Below are 17,757 nucleotides of genomic sequence, written 5' to 3'. Positions count from 1 at the left end.
AGCCAGTTGCAACGGAAAGGGCGCAAGCTGCCAGCCATGGGCGACTTCATTTCCTCGTGGATTCAGATAACCATTCAAGCGCCGGCCGCCCAGGCCGACGCCGCGGCCGACTTTTTGGCTCAACTAACCGGCGCGGGCGTGGAGACCGTCGAACTGGACGCGCCCGCCGGCGCGGTGCGGGTCATCGGCTATCTCTCGGGTTCGGGCGACACGGCGGCCCAACGGGCGGCCATCGAGGCCTTTGCCCACGATCTGGCCGAACAATGCCAGGCCGGCGCGCTGAGCCTGTGCTTCAAGGATCTGGCCGGCCAGGACTGGGGCGAAAACTGGAAACAGAACTTCAAGCCCCGGGCCGTCAGCCAGACCTTCGTGGTGGCCCCGCCTTGGGAACGGTCCGTGCGTCTGGGCGAGGACCAGAAGCTCATCGTCATCGACCCCGGCCAGGCTTTTGGCACCGGCCAGCACGAAAGCACGGCCCTGTGCCTGCAACGCCTGGAAAGTCTTGACGACAAAGGCCGCCTGGGCAGCCCCGTCCTGGATGTCGGCTGCGGTTCGGGTATTTTGGCCTTGGCCGCGGCCAAGCTGGGCGTGCCCAAGGTCGTGGCCATCGACATCGACCCCGAGGCCGTGCGTTGCACCGCCGAAAACGCCATGCACAACGGCCTGGCCGCGCAGATAGAGGTCTCGGACACGTCCCTGGAGCAAGTGCGCGGCCGCTTCGCCCTGGTCATGGCCAACCTGACGGCCAAGGACTTGATCGAACTGGCCGAGCCGTTGCGGGCCAAAATGGAGCTGGGCGGCTATCTGATCTGCTCGGGCATGCTCACCACCCAGCTCGACCAGGTGCGCCAGGTCTTCGAGGGCCTGGGCCTGAGCCTGATCGAACAAAACGCCTTGGCCGGCTGGGGGGCGCTGGTTTTGGTATGAGCCGGCGGCGTTTTTTGGTGGAGCCCGCCGCCCTGGACGGCCCGGAGGCGCGTCTGGACGCGTCCGAGGCGGCCCACGCCCGCAAGGTCTTGCGCCTGAACGTGGGTGACGAGGTCTGGCTGGTGGACGGCCATGGTCGGCGGGCCAAGGCGCGCCTGACCAGCCTGGGCAAGGGCGGGGCGTCGTGCCGGATCGAGGCCGTGGAGCGCCTGACGCCTTTGCGGCCGCGTTTGGTGATCTGCCCCGGCCTGGCCAAGGGCCCGGCCATGGATTTTCTGGCCGCGCGGCTGACCGAGCTGGCCGTCGATGAAGTGCGGCCTTTTTTGGCGGCGCGCGGCGAGGTGAGGCTGCGCGACGAGGATCAGCGATTGGAGCGTTGGCGGCGTCTGGCCGGCCAGGCGCTCAAACAGTGCGGCGCGCCGCTGTTGCCAGAGTTTTTCGCGCCGTTGGATTTGGAGGCGCTGTTGGCCCTGGCCCCGGCGCGGGCGGCGCGGCTGATCTTGTACGAGGGCGAGGACGGGCGGGCCATGGCCCAGGTTTTGGCAGAGGCCGAGGGGCCGGCTGAAGTCTGGGCGCTGATCGGCCCGGAAGGCGGCTTCACGGCCGCCGAGGTCGACCGTGCGGCGGCGGTCGGCTTCACGCCGTGCGGTCTTGGCGGGGTGATTCTGCGGGCCGAGACGGCCTGCCTGGCCGTGGCGGCGGTGGCCCGCTTTGGCGCGCAAAATTTCGATGCGGCTAAAATGCACTCTTGACAAACGCGGGTTTAGGGTAAATAACACAACCAATGCTGGCGCCCGAAAGGGCTTAATAGGGAAGGTGGTGCGAATCCACCGCGGTCCCGCCGCTGTGACCGGGGACAAGACGCCGCACGAAGGTTCACGAAGAGCCGGTGGCCACTGCAGTTGGTTGTGATAGCGGGAAGGCGCGGCGCCTTGGATGCTTTTTAGCGAGACCCGGAAGCCAGAAGACCTGCCAGTTGACATTATTCGCATTGACCGCGAGGAATCGGTAAGGGCTCACGGAAGAACCTTCTAGCCCGGTGCGAATTATTCTGGTGGGATCAAGAACAGGGTGCAGTCCCCCAGTCCATAGCTATGGACTGGGGGTTTTTTATTATCGGGGAGTGTGACGCGGAAGATGCATAAAACACTGATAATTATCGCCATTGCCTGCCTGGTCGCGGCCGGGGCGGCCTGGGCCCAGAGCGGCCCGACGGCCCAGCAGGTGGGCCAGGACGCCAAGACCGCCGTGGATACCCGCGTGGGCACGCAAAAGGCTTACGACTCGTGGGCCGACGAGAGGGCCAAACTGCGCGACGACGCCGAGACGCTGCAACGCGAGTTGGAGTTGGCCGAGCGCCAGTGCAAAAAGAGCGAGGCCTATCTGGCCGGGCAAAAGGCCAAGGTGGCCGATCTGGAAGGCCGCCTGCGGGAGATCGAACGCATCCGGGCCGAGTTGGAGCCTTATCTGGATGAAACCATGGAGCGGCTGGACAAGTTCGTGGCCGCCGACATGCCGTTTTTGGCCAAGGAGCGCCACGACCGGTTGGCGTCCTTGAAGGCCAAGCTCGACGACTATGACGCCTCGTTGGCCTTGAAGGCCAGCCGCGTGTTGGAGGCCCTCTACATCGAGGCCCAATACGGCGGCACGGTGGAGGTCAAGGAGGAGGAAATGACCCTGGAAGGCTCGGCCAAGGGCGTGCGGGTGCTGCGCCTGGGCCGGCTGGGGCTCTACGCCCTGGGCCTGGATGGCCGCACGGCGTGGCGCTTCGACCGCCCCAGCGGCCGATGGGTCCGCGAGGACGATTTTGCCCGCGAACTGGGCCAGGCCGCCGACATGGCCGCCCGCACCAGGGTCATCAGCCTGGTGGAGCTGCCCGTGGGCCCGGCCCCGGCCAAGGAGGCCCGGCCATGAAAAAGCGCGTGATCGTGCTGTGTGCGGCGGCCGCCGTGGCCCTGTGCCAAGTGGCTTGGGCGGCCAACTTGCCCGCGGCGGCCTCGGCGGTGCGTCAGCAATTGCACCAGGCCCAGGCCGAGCGCGCCCAGACCGGCCAGGAAATCGCCCAGGAGCGGGCCGAGCTTGCGCGGCGCGTGGCGGCCATGCGCGCCCAGTTGGAGGCCAAACAGCGCCGGCTGGCCGATATCCGCGCCCAACTGACCGCGGTCAGCCAGCGCAAGGCCGAGCTGAGCCAGGAAGTGGCCGAAAAGCAGGGCGACCTGAAGGAGCTCACCGGCACGGTGCGCGCCCAGGCCAGGGAGCTTTTGGCCATCGCCGAGCGCTCGCCGGTGACGGCCGAGTATCCCGAGCGCCTGGAGGCCTTGCGCGCCTACATCGGCAAGAGCCGTTTTCCCGGCCTGGATGACATCCGCCGCCTGGTCGACCTGTTTTTCGGCGAGATGACCGCCACCGGCCAGATCGTGCGGCGCGAGGGCGAAATCGTCGACCGCGACGGCAACCAGATCAAGGCCGACATCATCCGCCTGGGCGGGTTCTGCTCCATCTACCGCAATGGCCAGACCGGCTTCCTGACCCTGGGCCAGGCCAGCGGCCAGCTTCTGGCCGTCGGCGGCGACCCCGCCTGGAACGTGCTGAGCTCGTTGGACGACTACTTCGACGACCAGACCGCCGCCGTCTACATGGACATCAGCGGTGGGGCGTCGTTACGGCAGATGGCTAAATCATCGACGTTGGGCGAGACGTTCGTCGCCGGCGGTCCGTTGATGTGGCCAATATTGTTCGTGGGCTTGTTGGCCTTGGTTTTGGTTGGCGAACGCATCGTGTTTTTGCGGCGGGTGCGGGCCAACACCGACGAGATGATGAGCGAAGTGGCCATGCTGGTGAGCCAGGGCGACATGGCCGGCGCCTTCAGCGTGGCCGAGGAGCAAAAGGGGCGGCCCACCAGCAATGTGATCAAGGCCGGCCTGGCCCTGGTCGGCCAGCCGCAGGAGGTCATCGAGAGCGGCCTGGCCGAGGCGATTTTGCGCGAGACGCCCAGGCTCGAGCGCTTTTTGCAGGTGCTCAAGGTCTTGGCCGGCGTATCGCCCTTGCTGGGCCTGTTGGGCACGGTCACCGGCATGATCAACACCTTCAACGTCATCACCGTCCATGGCACGGGCGACCCGCGCCTGATGGCCGGCGGCATCAGCGAGGCGTTGTTGACCACCGAGTTCGGCCTGATCGTGGCCATCCCGATTTTGATCGCGGCCTCGCTTTTGAGCCAAAAGGCCCAACGCCTGGCCGGCGACATGGAAGAAAAAGCCCTGGCCCTGGCCGCGGCCTTGATGAAGATGGAGAAGTAGGGCGTGGAGTTTTTCGACCGCGCCTGGGGTTTCATCCTGGCCGGCGGGCCGGTGATGTGGCCGTTGCTGGCGGTGTCGGTGTGGCTGTGGACGCTGATCTTGGCCAAGGCCCTGTGGCTGTGGCGCGTGGGCCGGGAAAGGGTCGACCTGGATCTGGCCGTGGAGTGCCTGTTGGGTCACGCCGCGCCGCCGCCGGCCAAGCGGGGATTGCTCTATGACGCGCTGGCCATGTACCTCGACTTGCCCAGCCACGGCGGCCCCGGCGACGCCATCCTGTGGGATGTGGCGGTGCGCCACCAGCGGCCGCGCCTGCGGCGTTACCTGGACACCATCCTGGTTTTGGTCGCGGTGGCGCCGTTGCTGGGGCTGTTGGGCACGGTCACGGGCATGATCGAGACGTTTCAGGTGATCTGCATCTTCGGCACCGGCAACGCCCAATCCATGGCCAGCGGCATCAGCGAGGCCCTGATCACCACCCAGACCGGCCTGATGGTGGCCGTGCCCGGCATGTTGGCCGGTTGGGCCCTGCGCCGGGCCGCTGGTCGGCGCATGAACGAGCTGCTGGCTTTCCAGAAGGCCGTGGGCAGCTGGCTTGAATCCAAGGAGGCCTAGGCGATGATCAGTCTGCGCGGCCGGCTGGGCCGCTTCGGATCGGAGTCGATCAACGAGGAGGCCCAGATCGATATGGCCCCCCTGATCGACATGGTGTTCATTTTGCTCATATTTTTCTTGGTGACCACCAGCTTCGTGCGCGAGGCCGGCGTGGACGTGCAGCGGCCAACGGCCAGCACGGCCACCACCCGCGAAAAAGCGGCGATGATGGTGGCCGTGGACAAACAGGGGCGGATCTTCATCGACCGCCGCCAGGTGGACGTGCGCAGCGTGCGTGGTCTGGTCGAGCGCTACCTGGCCGAGGATCCCGGCGGCGGCGTGGTGATCATCGCCGATCGGGACAGCAACACCGGCGGGGTCATCGAGGTGTTGGACCAATGCCGCCTGGCCGGGGCCAAGAACGTCTCGGTGGCCGCCAACAGGAGGAGCGATTGAGCGCGACAATGACAAAGAGACGCGGTGGGCGTTGGGTGGGCGCCAGCCTGGCCTTGGGGGGCGCCGCGCTCGTCAACGTTTTGGTGTTTTGCGCGGCGCCGCTTCTGCAGCAACCACAACACGCCGCCGCGGAAATGCCGACCTACGAGCTGACCACGTTCATGCCCATCAAGCCGCCGGCCGAGGAGGAGCCCGAACCCACGCCGCCTCCGCCGCCGCCCAAGTTGGAGACCAAAGTGGTGCGTTTGGACGTCAGCGCCACCGACGTCACCCTGGTCAAGCCCGAGCTGACCTTCGAGGTCAACCCCAAGCTGGCCGTGGGCCCGGCCGTGGCCCCGCCCGGGCCTGGGCGCTTCGACATGGGCCAGGTCGATCAACTACCCATGGCCTATGGCCGCGTGCCGCCGGAATACCCCTATTTGGCCCGGCGCAGGGGCATCGAGGGCGCGGTCAAGATTCGTTTCCTGGTCGACACCCAGGGCCGGGTGATGCACCTGCAAGTGCTTGCGGCCGACCCCAAGGGCGTGTTTGAGGAGTCGGTGTTGCGCACGGTGCAACGCTGGCGCTTCAAACCGGGCGTCAAGGACGGCGCGCCGGTGGAGACTTGGGTGGAAACCGCCGTGCGCTTTACTCTGGACGGCAAATGAGATTTCGCATCCTGTTGATCTGCTGGCTGCTGTGCCTGGCCTGGCCAGCCGCGGCCGCCGACTGTCCGCCCGAGCCCGAACTGACCGCCTCGGTGCAGAGCGCGCTGTTCGCCGCGCAAAAGCTCCTGGACCAGAACCAGCCGGCCAAGGCCGCGGCCAGCCTGGCGACTTGGTCCAAGGAGCACCCCGAGGCGGCCGACCATCGTCTGTCGCTGATGCGGGGCGTACTGGCCTATCAGGTCAAGCGCATGGCCGAGGCCCAAAGCCATTTTCAGCGCGCGCTGGAGCTTTACCCGTGCTTCGCGCCGGCGGCCCAGAACCTGGCCCTGGTCTATTTCGAGCAAAAAAAACCTCTGGCCGCCGCCGAGATGATGCTCAAGGCCTACGAGCTTTCGACCAAGCCCGATGACGAGCTGCTTTATTCGGCGGCGGCGTTTTACGTGGCTGGCGGGCAGCCGGCCAAGGGATTGCCCTATCTGGAGCGGCTCTGCGCCAAGGACAAGCCCAAGGCGCACTGGCTGACCGCCCTGGTGCAGTGCCTGATGAGCCTCAAACGCCATGACGCGGCCGCATCCGTATTGCGCCGGCTGATGAACCAGGAGCCGGGGCGCGTCGACCTGTGGCGGCTGTTGGCGGCCATCGAGGCCGAGCGCAAGGATTACAAGGCCGCCGTGGCCGCCATGGAGGTGGCCTATCAACTGGAGCCGCCCAAGGGCCAGACCGAGTGGCGTCAACTGGGCGACCTCTACCGGGCCGCCGGCGCGCCCCTGGCCGCGGTGGAGCGCTATAAAAAGGCCTTGGGCCCAACGCCCGACGCGGCTGGTTGGGATCTGCTGGCCCAGACTTATCTGTCGGCCAACCGCTTGCCCCAGGCCCTGGAGGCCGCCGAAAAGGCCGCCAACAAAGGGCCCACGGCCAAGCGCTGGGAGACCGTGGGCCGTATCTGCATGATGCAAAAAAGCTATGTCAAGGCTCACGAGGCCTTTGGCCGCGCGGCCAAGATCGACGACAAGGACGGCCGCAACAGTCTGATGGCCGGCTACGCCGCTTGGCAGATGGAAAAGCCCGAATTGGCCCGGCAGGCCTTTGCCAAAGCCTTGCGGAACGCCGCGCCAGGCTCCAAGGCCGCCAGGGAGGCCGCGCGCAACCTGGAGTCGGTCAAGGCCTGGATCGCCACCCAGGCCCAGGAAGACGCCGAGCCGAACCTCTGAAAAGAGGCCGGCTCGTGCGTTTCGGCTTGACGTGGGGCGTCTAGCGCCTAGCCGTCCTTGCGGGCCCAGTCCAGGGGGATGGCCGGGTCGTGGGCGTCGCGGCGAAACTCGTCGGGGTCTTTGTAGTCGTAGGGCTCGGTGACGGTGTTGACGATCAACGCCTCCTCGAGGCTTACGCACTTCCAGCCGTGATAGACCAGCGGCGGAATCTGCACCAGCAGCGGCCGATGCATGCCCATGAAAAACTCGTTGACCACGCCGCGGGTCGGCGAATCCTCGCGATCGTCGAAAAGCCCCAGGCGGATCATGCCGAAGACGCAGCAGACGTTGTCGGTCTGTTTTTTGTGCAGATGCCAGGCCTTGACCACGCCGGGCAGGGTGGTGGTCATGTAGACTTGGCCGAAGCCGTCGAAGATCTCATCGTCGCGGCGCAGGATTTCCATCAGCCGCCCACGCTCGTCGGGAATGACCTTGAGTTGCTTTGTGTGAACGCCGCTGATCAATTGCATGTCGTCTCTCCCTCGGGCGCGTGGGCGCGTTTTCAGTCTTGGCGCAGCAGCAGCCGCAGATATCCGGCGTAGGCGCTCTTGCCCAACTCGTCGGCCAGGCGCTCCAATTGCGCCGCGTCGATGAAGCCCATGTTGAAGGCCACTTCCTCGGGGCAGGCCACCTTGAGGCTTTGGCGCGATTCCAGGGCCTCGATGAAGTTGGCCGCCTTCAAAAGCGAATCGGGCGTGCCGGTGTCGAGCCAGGCCATGCCCCGGCCCATGCGCTGGACAAACAGTTGGCTTTGCTGAAGATAAGCGTTGTTGACGTCGGTTATTTCCAACTCGCCCCTGGCCGAGGGCTTCAGCCCGGCGGCGATGTCCAAAACCTGATTATCGTAGTAATACAGCCCGGTCACGGCCCAGTTGGACTTGGGCTGGGCCGGTTTTTCCTCGATGCACAGGGCCTTGCCTTCGTGGTCGAAGTTGACGATGCCGTAGCGCTGGGGGTCGCGCACCAGATAGGCGAAGACCGTGGCCCCCTGGGGCCGCGCCATGGCCTCGCGCATGGAGGAGCGCAGGCCCTGGCCGAAAAAGATGTTGTCGCCCAGAATCAGGCAGACTTTGTCGCCGCCGACAAAGTCGCGGCCCAGGATGAAGGCCTGGGCCAGGCCGTCCGGGCTGGGCTGCTCGACGTAGGAGAGGTTGACGCCCCATTGCGAACCGTCGCCCAGCAGCAGGCGGAAGCGCGGCAGATCCTGGGGCGTGCTGATGATCAGGATGTCGCGGATGTCGCTGAGCATCAACACGGAAAGCGGATAGTAGATCATGGGTTTGTCGTAGACCGGCAAAAGCTGCTTGCTGACCGCCTGGGTCATGGGAAAGAGCCTGGTGCCCGAGCCGCCGGCCAGGACGATGCCTTTCATATGTCACCTTTCATTTTTTGGCGGCCGCCGAGCCCTCGCCAGCCGTTTTGGCGTATAGCTCCGTTATAACATCGGCCAGGCCGGGCTCCCAGGATTTTTGCGCCAAACCATAGGCCTTGACTATCTTGGCGCAATCCAGCACGCAGTTGGCCGGCCGGGCGGCCGGAGTGGGGAAGGCGGACTGGCTGGTAGGGGCGATCTCCGGCGTTTCGCCAAGGTGGGGCCGGGCCTGTTCGACAATGGCCCGGGCGAACTCCAGGCGACTGACCGGGCCCGCCCCGCAATAATGGAACGTGCCGAAGCCGTCTTGCTTGCCGGCGAGCAACTGCCCGGCGATGTGCATTATCGCCTCGGCCATGTCCCTGGCCGGAGTGGGGCAGCCGATCTGGTCGACGACCACGCGCAGGCGTTCGTGGCTTTGGGCCAGGCGCAGGATGGTCTTGACGAAGTTGTGGCCGTGGGCCGAAAACAGCCACGACGTGCGCAGGATGACGTGACGCTTGGCCAGCAGGCGCACGTGGCGTTCGGCCTCGGCCTTGCCTTGGCCATAGGCGTTGAGCGGCGAGGGCTGGTCGGCTTCGACATAGGGGCCGTTTTTGCGGCCGTCGAAGATGTATTCGGTGGAGACATGCACCAGCGGCACGGCCGCCTCGTCGCAGGCCCTGGCCATGGCCGCCACGCCGCCGACATTGACGGCGAAAGAGGCCTGAACGTCGCTTTCGGCCTTGTCCACGGCGGTGTAGGCGGCGCAGTTGACCACCAGCGCGCAATCGGCCGCGCCGATGGCCGCCATCAGCGCGGTGGGATCGGTGACGTCCAACTCCTGGCGGCTGAAGCCGCGTAGGCCCAGCCCCGCCGGCGGCGTGGCGCGCAACATCTCGCGGCCCAGTTGGCCGCCGGCGCCCAGAATATAGATGCGCTTTTGCGCCAACGGCGTCTCCGGCCCCGAACGGCTCATCAACGCAGGCCCAGGCGCTGGCCGCCGTAGGCGCCGTCGAGGATCGGCCGCCACCATTGGCTATTGTCCAGGTACCAACGCACGGTCTGGGCCAGGCCCTGCTCGAAGGTGCGCCTGGGCCGCCAGCCCAGTTCACGGTTGAGCTTGCTGAAATCCATGGCGTAGCGCAGATCGTGGCCGGGGCGGTCGGCCACCGATTGGATCAGTGACGCGTGGGGCCGATGCGGCGAATCGGGCAGGGCCCTGTCCAACTCGGCGCAGATGGCCCGGACGACCTCAATGTTGGCGCGCTCGGAATCGCCGCCGATGTTGTAGGTCTGGCCCGGGCGGCCGTTTCGCAGCACCAGGGCCAGGGCCTCGGCGTGGTCTTCGACGTGCAGCCAGTCACGCACGTTTTGGCCGCTGCCGTAAACGGGCATGGGCTGGCCGGCCAGGCCCTTGATGATCATCAAGGGGATAAGCTTTTCGGGGAACTGGCGTGGGCCGTAGTTGTTGGAGCAGTTGGTGATCAGCGTGGGCAGGCCGAAGGTCTCGCGCCAGGCCCGCGCCAGCAGGTCGGACGAGGCCTTGCTGGCGGCGTAGGGCGAGTTTGGTCGGTAGGCCATGTCCTCGGTGAACAGGCCGCTTTCGCCCAGCGAACCATAGACCTCGTCGGTGGAGACGTGCAAGAAGCGAAAGCGCTCCCGCTCGGCGGCGGGCAGCGTTTCGAAGTAGGCCAGGGCTTGGGTCAGCAGGGTGTAGGTGCCGACGATGTTGGTCTGGATGAACTGACCTGGCGCGTCGATGGATCGGTCCACGTGGGATTCGGCCGCCAGGTGCATGATGGCCGTTGGCTTGTGTTGGGTGAAAATGCGCGCCACTTCGTCGGCCGCGCAGATGTCGGCCCGTTCGAAGACGAAGTTGGGCTTGTCGGCCACCTGATCCAGGGAGGCCGGGTTGGCGGCGTAGGTCAGTTTGTCCAGGCAGACGACTTTTTCCTCGCCCTGGTCGACCAGCAGACTGACCAGGGCCGAGCCGATAAAGCCCGCTCCTCCCGTGACGATGATGCTCATGCGCGGCTCCATGTTGCGTGGCCGCGGGTTGCGCGGCGGCTGGCGGATCGGGGACAGGGCTGATTATGGGCCATGATCATAAGCGATTCAAGCCTATTGAGGCGATTTGGCCCGCACGGCTTGCTCCGCCGCGTCGTGCGTGACGTGAAAGAAAATCAAAATTACACCCTGGCCGGCGACGTTTTTTGTAACCGATGGCGCTGGCTGAACCATAAATATAAGCATGCGGCGGGTGACTATTCGCCAAGTCAAATCAGCCCGCGATGTGAAAAAACTGTGCCGAAAATGCGCGAGCATGGCGTCGCGCCGTGACGTAAAATACAATGCTTCGCGTTTTATCGACGCGAAGCATTGTATTGCCAGCGGCGAGGCGATAACGCTCAGTCAACGGGCACGAGCCGCCAGGACTTAGACTTGCCGCGCGGCTTTTCCAGAGCGAACTTGGCGCCGACGCCAAACCCGGTGACTTCTTCGAAATCGGTGATGGACAGGCGACCCTTGGCCGTCACTTCGTAGACTTTGGCTTGAACGGCGGTTTTGGTCTTCGCCGCTTGTTTGATCTGCCCGGAATCGACCATGGCCATCTTGAGTTGCTGGGCAAACTCAACGGCGGTCATGGGCTTTCCGTTATATGCTAGCGTTTCGCGAATTTCTTGCTCGGCGACGCCGTCTTGAACCATTTTGAGCAAGGATTTGCGATCTTCTTCGTTCCACTTTGATTTGCGGGCCATGACCCATTCTCCAAAGTAATTTTGTTGTCGATACATCTTATTAAAAAAACTACCTGCTGTTGGAAACATTTGCAAGTGCAAAAATGTCAAAGCACTCGCCGGCTTCATGAAGCCAAAAAACGGCGAATGGCCGTTGCGCGGCGCGTCAAAACAGCGGGACGTATATTTTTCGCGTAGTGGACCGCACGGCTCATCGGGCCATATTGGAAGTCATTAGTTGACGTTGGCCGTTGGCGATGGCGGAATTGTTCGTCGAACGCAGTGTGTAGCCGCCGGTTCACGGCCCAGGCGAGAATGTCGTGGCGAAGCAATCATGTCGCGCAAAAAACGATTTGCCCTCACCCGCACGGCGGATTGCCCGGTTTTTGACCTACATATTTTACTAGCGGCATGTCGAGATCGTTTTCATGCTTTGGCCATTGACGCGCCAAGGCCGATGTGCTTTAGCATGCAACCATGCCCACGATGCGGCGCGGCGCGACGCCAGAAAGATGTGCGCGCCGAGGCGCATAATATTATAATTTTAGCAATGAGCCACGCCTCAACCATCACAACGGCCGCCGCGGCTTAATAATGAGGTGGCCACGCAACCTCGGGCTGAAAGACACCGCGCGTTGAATCAGGCTAACGAAACATCATTATTGGCTGGCCTGAGGGCCAAAATGGAGGCTGTGGGCCGCACTGTCGCGGCAATGGCCAAGCATTCCGAACTGGATGTAAGCACCATTTTCGATCAGGCCTTGGCCGAGATTTGCATCGCCTTGCCAGGCGTCATGGCCTGCCTGCATCTGGTCGATGGCGACGATCAGGCCTTGAACCTGGTGGCCAGCCATGGCCTGGACCCTGTGCGTATTCATTCCTGGGCCAAGCTGTCGGCCGAGGGCTCCACCGCTCAAGCCATGGCCATGCGCCGGGGCGAAGCGGTCGAGCAGGGCCGCGCCGAATTGACGGCGCTGCACTTGGCCGGCCTGGCCTGTCTGCCGCTGGATGGCTACGATGTCAAAATCGGCGTATTGAGCGTGCTGTGGCCGGCCGACGCCGCGCCGGGCGACGACCCTGACCGCTTGACCTTTTTGCGCTCCATGGGCACGATCCTGGCCGTGGCCATCGAGCACTATGGCCTGGTGGCCGAGATGATCGACAACCTCAGCCGCATCATGGAGCTAAAATCCCTGGCCGAGGCCCGCAGCAACGACCTCGACGACCTGAACAAGCGCCTGCGTGACGCCAACCATCGCCTCACCGAGCTTTCCATCACCGATGGCCTGACCTCGTTGTTCAACCATCGCTACACCCACCAGCGCCTGGAGGAGGAAATCCGCCGCTGCCAGCGTTCGGAAACACCGCTTTCGATCATCATGGCCGACCTGGATCACTTCAAACGCCTCAACGATCGCCTGGGCCACCTGGCCGGTGACGAGGCCCTTCGCCTGTTCTCCGGCTGGCTGCGGGAGTGCGTGCGCAACACCGACCTGCTTGGCCGCCTGGGCGGCGAGGAGTTCGTGGTCGTGTTGTTGGATTGCCCGTTGGATCAGGCGCTCTTGGTGGCCGAAAAAATCAGGCGGACCACCCAGGCCAATTCGCAAGCTCCGCCTTTCGAGGCCATCGGCGGCTTCACCGTGAGCCTGGGCGTGGCCCAATGGCGGCCGGGCCAGGAAGCCAGCCAGTTGCTCGACGCCGCCGACAAGGCGCTCTACCAGGCCAAGGAACGTGGCCGCAACAAGGTCCGCGCCGCGCCTATCGACTGAAGCGGGCCAAGATCGGCGTGTGGTCCGATGGCTTTTCCAGCCGGCGCGGGGCCATGTCCACCAGGCACTGGCCGCACGCCGGGGCCAGGCCGGCGCTGGCCAGGATGTGGTCGATGCGCCAGCCGAGGTCGCGGCTGAGCGCCCCACGCAGGCGATAATCCCAGAACGTGAACTGCTTTTGCGCCGGATGCAGCCGCCGGAAGACGTCTTCCAGGCCCCAATCCAGCACATTGGCGTAGGCCGCTCGTTCGTCGGGGTGGCACCCCACCTGCCCAGCCAGCTTGACCGGGTCGTGGAGGTCGATGTCCTGGGGCGCGACGTTGAAGTCGCCGCAGCAGACCAGGGCCTCGCCAGGGCTGAAACGGGCCTCCAGCCAGGCCCGCAGGCGACGGAAAAACTCCAGCTTGTAGGCAAAGGCCGGGTCGGAGGGGTCGCGGCCCTGGGGCGCGTAGACGTTTATCACCCATAGGCCGTCGAGCTTGGCCCAGAGCAGCCGGGCCTGATCGTCGTCCCACAGCTCACCAAAGCCGTGACCGTGCTCGTCGGCCGGCCGTTTGCTGAGGATGGCGACGCCGTTGTAGCTCTTCTGGCCGTGAAAGGCCACGTGATAGCCCAACTCCTCCACGGCCTGGCGCGGAAAGTCCTGGTCCTGGACCTTGGTTTCTTGCAGGCAGACGGCGTCGGGCTGGTTGTGGGCCAGCCAGTCGCCGAGGATGCCCAGCCGGGCCCGCAGGCCGTTGACGTTGAAGGAGGCGATGGTCCAGTCCATGTCGGGAGCCTTTCCGCCCCGGCTTGCCAGGGGCCGCGCCGGGCGCTACACTTGGCCCAACCATGCGGGAGGATGCAAATGCCGATCTACGAGTTTCGTTGCGAGGGCTGCGGCCACGAGTTCGAGTTGCTGAGCATGAAAAGCGACGACGCCCTCAACGCCCAGTGTCCCGTTTGTAAAAGCCCCGAGATCTCTCGCCTGATCAGCGCCGGGTCGGTGGTCGTCGGCGGCGGCGGGCCAGCCGGCCCGGCCGGCGGCGTGCAGAGCCGCTCCTGCGGCGAACGCGGCTCGTGCGCCTCCATTACCCTGCCCGGCCACACCCGCTAGATTTTCAACGCCGCGCGCAAACAAAAAAGCGGGAGCATGGCCCCTCGCGGCCGTCTCCCGCCGATCGCGCCTCCGTGGCGACGGCGAAGCCCCCTAATGCACCGTGCGGTCGTAGAGGGCGGTGATGCCCTGGTGGCTGAACAACAACCCCAGTTCGCCCATGAGCTGGTTGGTGCAGCCTTCGATACGCGTCAGTTCGCTTTCGCTGACCTCGTGGTGGTCGATCAGCGATAGCATCTCGTTGAGGTGCTGGAGCTGCTCGATGATGCGCGGGCTGACGTTTTCGGCCATCAGTCGTTGGCACACGTCGCGGATCACGCCCAGGCACGAATCGACCCTGATCTGCACGCAGCTTCTGTCTTCGGCCAATTAACCCCTCGTTTCCCAGCGACCGCCCGACCCGCGACGCAGCTCGATGACCTCGATGCCGCCGCGGTCGCCCACCAGGCTGTTGGCGGCCATGCTGATGGCGCTGAGCACCAGCGAGCCGCCCACCGCCGCCCAAAAACCGTTGACCTCGAAACCGGCCAACAGCCAGCCGGTCAACCACAGCATCAGGGCGTTTATCAGGAATATGAACAGGCCCATGGTCAGGAAAGTCAGCGGAAGGGTGAGCAGGATGATCAAGGGGCGGATAACGGCGTTGAACACGCCCAGGAAAATGGCCGCCACAAAGGCCCAGCCGATGTTCTTGACCCAGATGCCGTCGAACATCCAGCTGACCAGCAGCAGGCCCAGGGCGTTGACTATCCAGCGAAAAATTATTCCCTTTTTCATGACCTCAAGCTTAGCACAGCGGTCGTGGCCCCGCAACGGGGCAGTCGGCTGGCCCAAAAAAGGCGGGCGCCCGGCCTGCATGGCCGGACGCCCGTCGGCGTCAGGCTTGGCGCAACATGTCGCGCACCGTGGCGATCTGGGCGTGGACGCCCGGGAAGAGCACGTTGGCCTCGGTGTGAGGCAGGAACTGGGCGGCCATGTAATGGTCCATGTATTTGGGGGCCACCGACAGCTCGAAGTTGGTCATTTTTTCCACGATCTCGGTGACTTCCTCGCGCAGGCGGTTGCTCATGCACACCAGGCGCGCCCCCAGCAGCGAGCCGTTGCCCACGAAGATGAACTTCTCGGGCGGCAGCTCCGGCAGCAGGCCGATGATCTGGGCCCGCTCGATGTTGATGCTCTGGCCGAAGCCGCCGGCCAGGATCACCCGGTCCAGGTCGTGGACGGTCAGGCCCACCGAGTCCAACAGCGTGATATAGGCCGCGTACATGGCCCCCTTGGCCCGGATGAGGTTGTCCATGTCGGGCTCGGTGAGGGTGATGTCGCGGTCCAACGCGCCGTCCTGTTGCCAGACCAGCACGTACTCCGGGCCGTCCTCGCCCACGCGCAGGCGATCACTGGGGTGATCGACGTTGAATTTGCCACGTTCGTCGATGATGCCGGTCATGAGCATGGAGGCCACGGTGGCGATCAACCCCGAGCCGCAGATGCCCCTGGCCCGGCCGCGGCCCACCGTGACGATGGACGGCTCGCCGGTGAAGGGGTCCACCGAGAAGTTTTCGATGGCCCCCTTGGCCGCGCGCATGCCGAACTTGATGCCGCCGCCCTCGAAGGCCGGGCCGGCGCTGGCCGCCGCGCAGACCATCCAGTCCTTGTTGCCCACCACGACCTCGCCGTTGGTGCCCAGGTCGATGAACAGCGTCAGGCGCTCGTCGACGTGCATGCCCGAGCCCATCACGCCGGCCACCACGTCGCCGCCCACGTAGGAGGCCACCGCCGGGAAGATCAACAGCGGCACGTGGTCGTTGAAGGCCAGGCCGAACTGGTGGGCCGGCACGGGCGGATAATAAGCCGCGGCCGGCACATAGGGGTCCAGGCGGATATACTGGGGATTGACGCCCAGAAAGAGCTGGGTCATCGTCGTGTTGCCGGCGATGGTGGCCAGGTTGACCTCGGCCAGGTCCACGCCGGTCTTGCGGGCCAGCTTGCGTAGCACCTCGTTGATGGAGTTGGCCGCGGCCTCTTGCAGGCGACGCAGGCCACCGTCCTTGCGGGCGTACATGATGCGGGTGATCACGTCCTCGCCGTAGCCGATCTGGGCGTTGAAGTCGCCCTCGGCCCCCAGGATCTCGCCGCTGGCCAAATCGATGAACTGGGCCCAGACGGTGGTGGTGCCCAGGTCGATGGCCGCGGCGATGTTGCGCTGGCTGGCGTCGCCGGCGTCGACGTGGATGACCTGGTTCTTGCCGGTGCGGGTGGCCGCGCGCATGATCGAGGCGGTGACGGTCCAGTTGCCTTGGCGCCAGGCGTCGGGCAGATCGCGGATGGCTTCGAAACGAAAGGCGAAGTGGCTCTCGCCAAGCTTGCGCAGGCCGCGCAGCAGGCGGCCCACGTCGCTGATGTTGTCGGTGGCGCTGGGCGGATCGACCGTGACGGGAACCTTGGCCAGGGCCGGGTCGAAGCGGCCGGCGGCCTTGAGTTCCTCGGCGCCGATGAGCTTGGCCGTCTGGGCCGTGCCGGCGGCCAAAGCCGTGAGGGCGGCGGTGTCGCGGGCGGCGTGCACCGGGGCCTCGACCACCAGATCGGAGGTGGGGATGGTCGTGCAGGCCAGGCGATAGCCCTGGGCGGCGTCCTCGGCGCTGATTTTTTCGCTTTCGCCGCCGGTGAACTGGCCCGACAAGACCTTGACGCGGCATTTGCCGCACACGCCCGACCCGCCGCAGGAGGCGTTGATGTGCACGCCGGCGTTTAGCGAAGCCTCCAGCACGGATGTGCCCGGCTCCACGTCGATCTCTACCTCGAAGGGCTCGAATCTGATTTTCATCCGTCAACTTCCTCGTAAATGGCACGTCACTGGGTGAGGGCGCTCCGGAAATGACCTCGCATAACAAGGATTATGGCGGGCCTGGGTCAGTTCGGCCAGCATTGAAGGCGCTTCAGCGACTTTTTTGCCGGGCGGTCGCGCCAGGTTAATTTTGTCACAATATGGCCTTATCATAGGGTGTTATAGGTGTCAAGCCGCCTAGGCCGGCCGGCCGGCAAACTTATTTTTGGACAAAACCCAAACCCTGTGCTTCAATTTGGCCAGGTTTTGATTGACCCCAACTCGAGGAGCAAAGCATGCTTTTGCGGCAGCGCATTTTTGTCATAGCCATTCTGGTGGCGGCCTGTTGCGCCGTGTTTTCGGGCCAGGCCATGGCCAGCCAGCAAACCCTGATCGTCAAGAAAATCACGGAGCTGGGCACAAATGTCTTCCTCACCGACGGTTCGGAGTGGAAAGTGCCCAACCCCGATGACTGGGACGTGGCCTACAACTGGCTGCCCGGTCACCCCGTCCGCCTGCTGGAAGGCAACAAGATCATGCTCAACCTCAAGACCGGCGAGCGCATCAACGTCAAGCTGGCCAAGAGCAAGGAGGCCGCCAGCCAGGCCCCCAGCAACGCGCCGGTGGTGCTCAGCCATCCAGCCCTTTCGGCCCCCATCAGTAGCCAGCAGGGCGGCGGCGCGCCGGACGCCCTCACCGAAAAGCGCCTGGAAAAGCTCGAAAGCGGCCTGGAGTCGCTGGAAAACAAGCTCGACATCCTCTTGCAGCGCATGCAGCAGCTCGAAAACCGCCTGCCCCAGCAATAGGGC

At 64.9% G+C, this 17,757-nt stretch carries 21 protein-coding genes and 1 riboswitch; of the genes, 12 read left to right on the top strand and 9 right to left on the bottom strand.

Features of this window, described 5'->3' with window-relative positions:
- Window positions 1–36 precede the first annotated feature (36 nt).
- The 8 genes from DEBA_RS11470 to DEBA_RS11435 all read left to right on the top strand — a co-directional run bounded on the left by DEBA_RS11470 (window position 37) and on the right by DEBA_RS11435 (window position 7,131).
- Complete coding sequence (locus DEBA_RS11470; protein ID WP_187288551.1) at window positions 37–927, top strand: 50S ribosomal protein L11 methyltransferase; 891 nt, start codon at window positions 37–39, stop codon at window positions 925–927.
- Window positions 924–1,679 (top strand): RsmE family RNA methyltransferase, encoded by a 756-nt coding sequence (locus DEBA_RS11465; protein ID WP_013259099.1) that lies wholly within the window; start codon window positions 924–926, stop codon window positions 1,677–1,679. Before DEBA_RS11470 ends, DEBA_RS11465 begins: the two co-directional genes overlap by 4 nt.
- Before the next feature lie 19 nt (window positions 1,680–1,698).
- A riboswitch (cobalamin riboswitch) is annotated at window positions 1,699–1,918 on the top strand.
- A 146-nt stretch (window positions 1,919–2,064) separates the two neighbouring features.
- Window positions 2,065–2,841, top strand: coding sequence for a DUF3450 domain-containing protein (locus tag DEBA_RS11460; protein ID WP_013259098.1), 777 nt, complete (start codon window positions 2,065–2,067; stop codon window positions 2,839–2,841).
- On the top strand, window positions 2,838–4,226 hold the full coding sequence (locus DEBA_RS11455; protein ID WP_013259097.1) for a MotA/TolQ/ExbB proton channel family protein: 1,389 nt from the start codon (window positions 2,838–2,840) through the stop codon (window positions 4,224–4,226). Before DEBA_RS11460 ends, DEBA_RS11455 begins: the two co-directional genes overlap by 4 nt.
- A 3-nt stretch (window positions 4,227–4,229) precedes the next feature.
- A complete protein-coding gene (locus DEBA_RS11450; protein WP_013259096.1) occupies window positions 4,230–4,838 on the top strand; it encodes a MotA/TolQ/ExbB proton channel family protein in 609 nt (202 codons plus the stop codon).
- Between the two features lie 3 nt (window positions 4,839–4,841).
- Window positions 4,842–5,273, top strand: coding sequence for an ExbD/TolR family protein (locus tag DEBA_RS11445; protein WP_013259095.1), 432 nt, complete (start codon window positions 4,842–4,844; stop codon window positions 5,271–5,273).
- An 8-nt stretch (window positions 5,274–5,281) separates the two neighbouring features.
- Window positions 5,282–5,920: an energy transducer TonB gene (locus tag DEBA_RS17180; protein WP_083778991.1), complete on the top strand. Its 639-nt coding sequence runs from the start codon at window positions 5,282–5,284 to the stop codon at window positions 5,918–5,920.
- Window positions 5,917–7,131 carry a tetratricopeptide repeat protein gene (locus DEBA_RS11435; protein ID WP_013259093.1) on the top strand — a complete coding sequence of 405 codons (1,215 nt, stop codon included), beginning with the start codon at window positions 5,917–5,919 and terminating at the stop codon, window positions 7,129–7,131. The genes DEBA_RS17180 and DEBA_RS11435 overlap by 4 nt, the downstream gene beginning before the upstream one ends.
- A gap of 47 nt (window positions 7,132–7,178) precedes the next feature.
- On the opposite strand, the gene DEBA_RS11430 is transcribed toward DEBA_RS11435, so the two are convergent.
- The 4 genes from DEBA_RS11430 to rfbB are packed head-to-tail and all read right to left on the bottom strand — an operon-like array spanning window position 7,179 to window position 10,552.
- The gene (locus tag DEBA_RS11430) at window positions 7,179–7,640 is read right to left on the bottom strand and encodes a dTDP-4-dehydrorhamnose 3,5-epimerase family protein (RefSeq protein ID WP_013259092.1); all 462 of its coding nucleotides are present in this window, start codon (window positions 7,638–7,640) and stop codon (window positions 7,179–7,181) included.
- A 32-nt stretch (window positions 7,641–7,672) separates the two neighbouring features.
- Entirely contained in the window at window positions 7,673–8,542 is an 870-nt protein-coding gene (rfbA, locus tag DEBA_RS11425; RefSeq protein ID WP_013259091.1) for a glucose-1-phosphate thymidylyltransferase RfbA, read from the bottom strand.
- 10 nt (window positions 8,543–8,552) lie between these two features.
- Window positions 8,553–9,473 carry a dTDP-4-dehydrorhamnose reductase gene (gene rfbD / locus DEBA_RS11420; RefSeq protein ID WP_043815684.1) on the bottom strand — a complete coding sequence of 307 codons (921 nt, stop codon included), beginning with the start codon at window positions 9,471–9,473 and terminating at the stop codon, window positions 8,553–8,555.
- 26 nt (window positions 9,474–9,499) lie between these two features.
- Window positions 9,500–10,552 carry a dTDP-glucose 4,6-dehydratase gene (gene rfbB, locus DEBA_RS11415; RefSeq protein ID WP_013259089.1) on the bottom strand — a complete coding sequence of 351 codons (1,053 nt, stop codon included), beginning with the start codon at window positions 10,550–10,552 and terminating at the stop codon, window positions 9,500–9,502.
- A gap of 72 nt (window positions 10,553–10,624) precedes the next feature.
- On the opposite strand from rfbB, the gene DEBA_RS18175 reads away from it, so the two are divergent.
- A complete protein-coding gene (locus DEBA_RS18175) occupies window positions 10,625–10,864 on the top strand; it encodes a hypothetical protein (RefSeq protein ID WP_148227857.1) in 240 nt (79 codons plus the stop codon).
- Window positions 10,865–10,932: 68 nt separating this feature from the next.
- On the opposite strand, the gene DEBA_RS11410 is transcribed toward DEBA_RS18175, so the two are convergent.
- Entirely contained in the window at window positions 10,933–11,283 is a 351-nt protein-coding gene (locus tag DEBA_RS11410; RefSeq protein ID WP_013259088.1) for a hypothetical protein, read from the bottom strand.
- 662 nt (window positions 11,284–11,945) lie between these two features.
- On the opposite strand from DEBA_RS11410, the gene DEBA_RS17175 reads away from it, so the two are divergent.
- A complete protein-coding gene (locus tag DEBA_RS17175) occupies window positions 11,946–13,031 on the top strand; it encodes a GGDEF domain-containing protein (protein WP_013259087.1) in 1,086 nt (361 codons plus the stop codon).
- Here DEBA_RS17175 and xth read toward each other — a convergent pair.
- Complete coding sequence (xth, locus tag DEBA_RS11400; RefSeq protein WP_013259086.1) at window positions 13,021–13,800, bottom strand: exodeoxyribonuclease III; 780 nt, start codon at window positions 13,798–13,800, stop codon at window positions 13,021–13,023. The two genes, DEBA_RS17175 and xth, sit on opposite strands and share 11 nt — an antisense overlap.
- Window positions 13,801–13,878: 78 nt before the next feature.
- Here xth and DEBA_RS11395 point away from each other — a divergent pair, with 78 nt between their 5' ends.
- The gene (locus DEBA_RS11395) at window positions 13,879–14,127 is read left to right on the top strand and encodes an FmdB family zinc ribbon protein (RefSeq protein ID WP_013259085.1); all 249 of its coding nucleotides are present in this window, start codon (window positions 13,879–13,881) and stop codon (window positions 14,125–14,127) included.
- Window positions 14,128–14,220: 93 nt separating this feature from the next.
- On the opposite strand, the gene DEBA_RS11390 is transcribed toward DEBA_RS11395, so the two are convergent.
- The 3 genes from DEBA_RS11390 to DEBA_RS11380 form a co-directional block, all read right to left on the bottom strand.
- Window positions 14,221–14,496, bottom strand: a complete 276-nt coding sequence (locus DEBA_RS11390) for a hypothetical protein (RefSeq protein ID WP_013259084.1) — start codon at window positions 14,494–14,496, stop codon at window positions 14,221–14,223.
- Entirely contained in the window at window positions 14,497–14,904 is a 408-nt protein-coding gene (locus DEBA_RS11385; protein ID WP_013259083.1) for a phage holin family protein, read from the bottom strand.
- A 100-nt stretch (window positions 14,905–15,004) separates the two neighbouring features.
- On the bottom strand, window positions 15,005–16,948 hold the full coding sequence (locus DEBA_RS11380) for an ASKHA domain-containing protein (protein WP_013259082.1): 1,944 nt from the start codon (window positions 16,946–16,948) through the stop codon (window positions 15,005–15,007).
- A gap of 296 nt (window positions 16,949–17,244) precedes the next feature.
- Here DEBA_RS11380 and DEBA_RS11375 point away from each other — a divergent pair, with 296 nt between their 5' ends.
- Window positions 17,245–17,754, top strand: coding sequence for a hypothetical protein (locus DEBA_RS11375; RefSeq protein WP_013259081.1), 510 nt, complete (start codon window positions 17,245–17,247; stop codon window positions 17,752–17,754).
- The last annotated feature ends 3 nt before the right edge of the window (window positions 17,755–17,757 follow it).

The sequence above is a fragment of the Desulfarculus baarsii DSM 2075 genome (genome assembly GCF_000143965.1).
GTDB classification, from domain to species: domain Bacteria; phylum Desulfobacterota; class Desulfarculia; order Desulfarculales; family Desulfarculaceae; genus Desulfarculus; species Desulfarculus baarsii.
The sequence above is the reverse complement of the archived record's forward strand: the minus strand, read 5'-3'. Positions and strand labels throughout refer to the sequence as shown.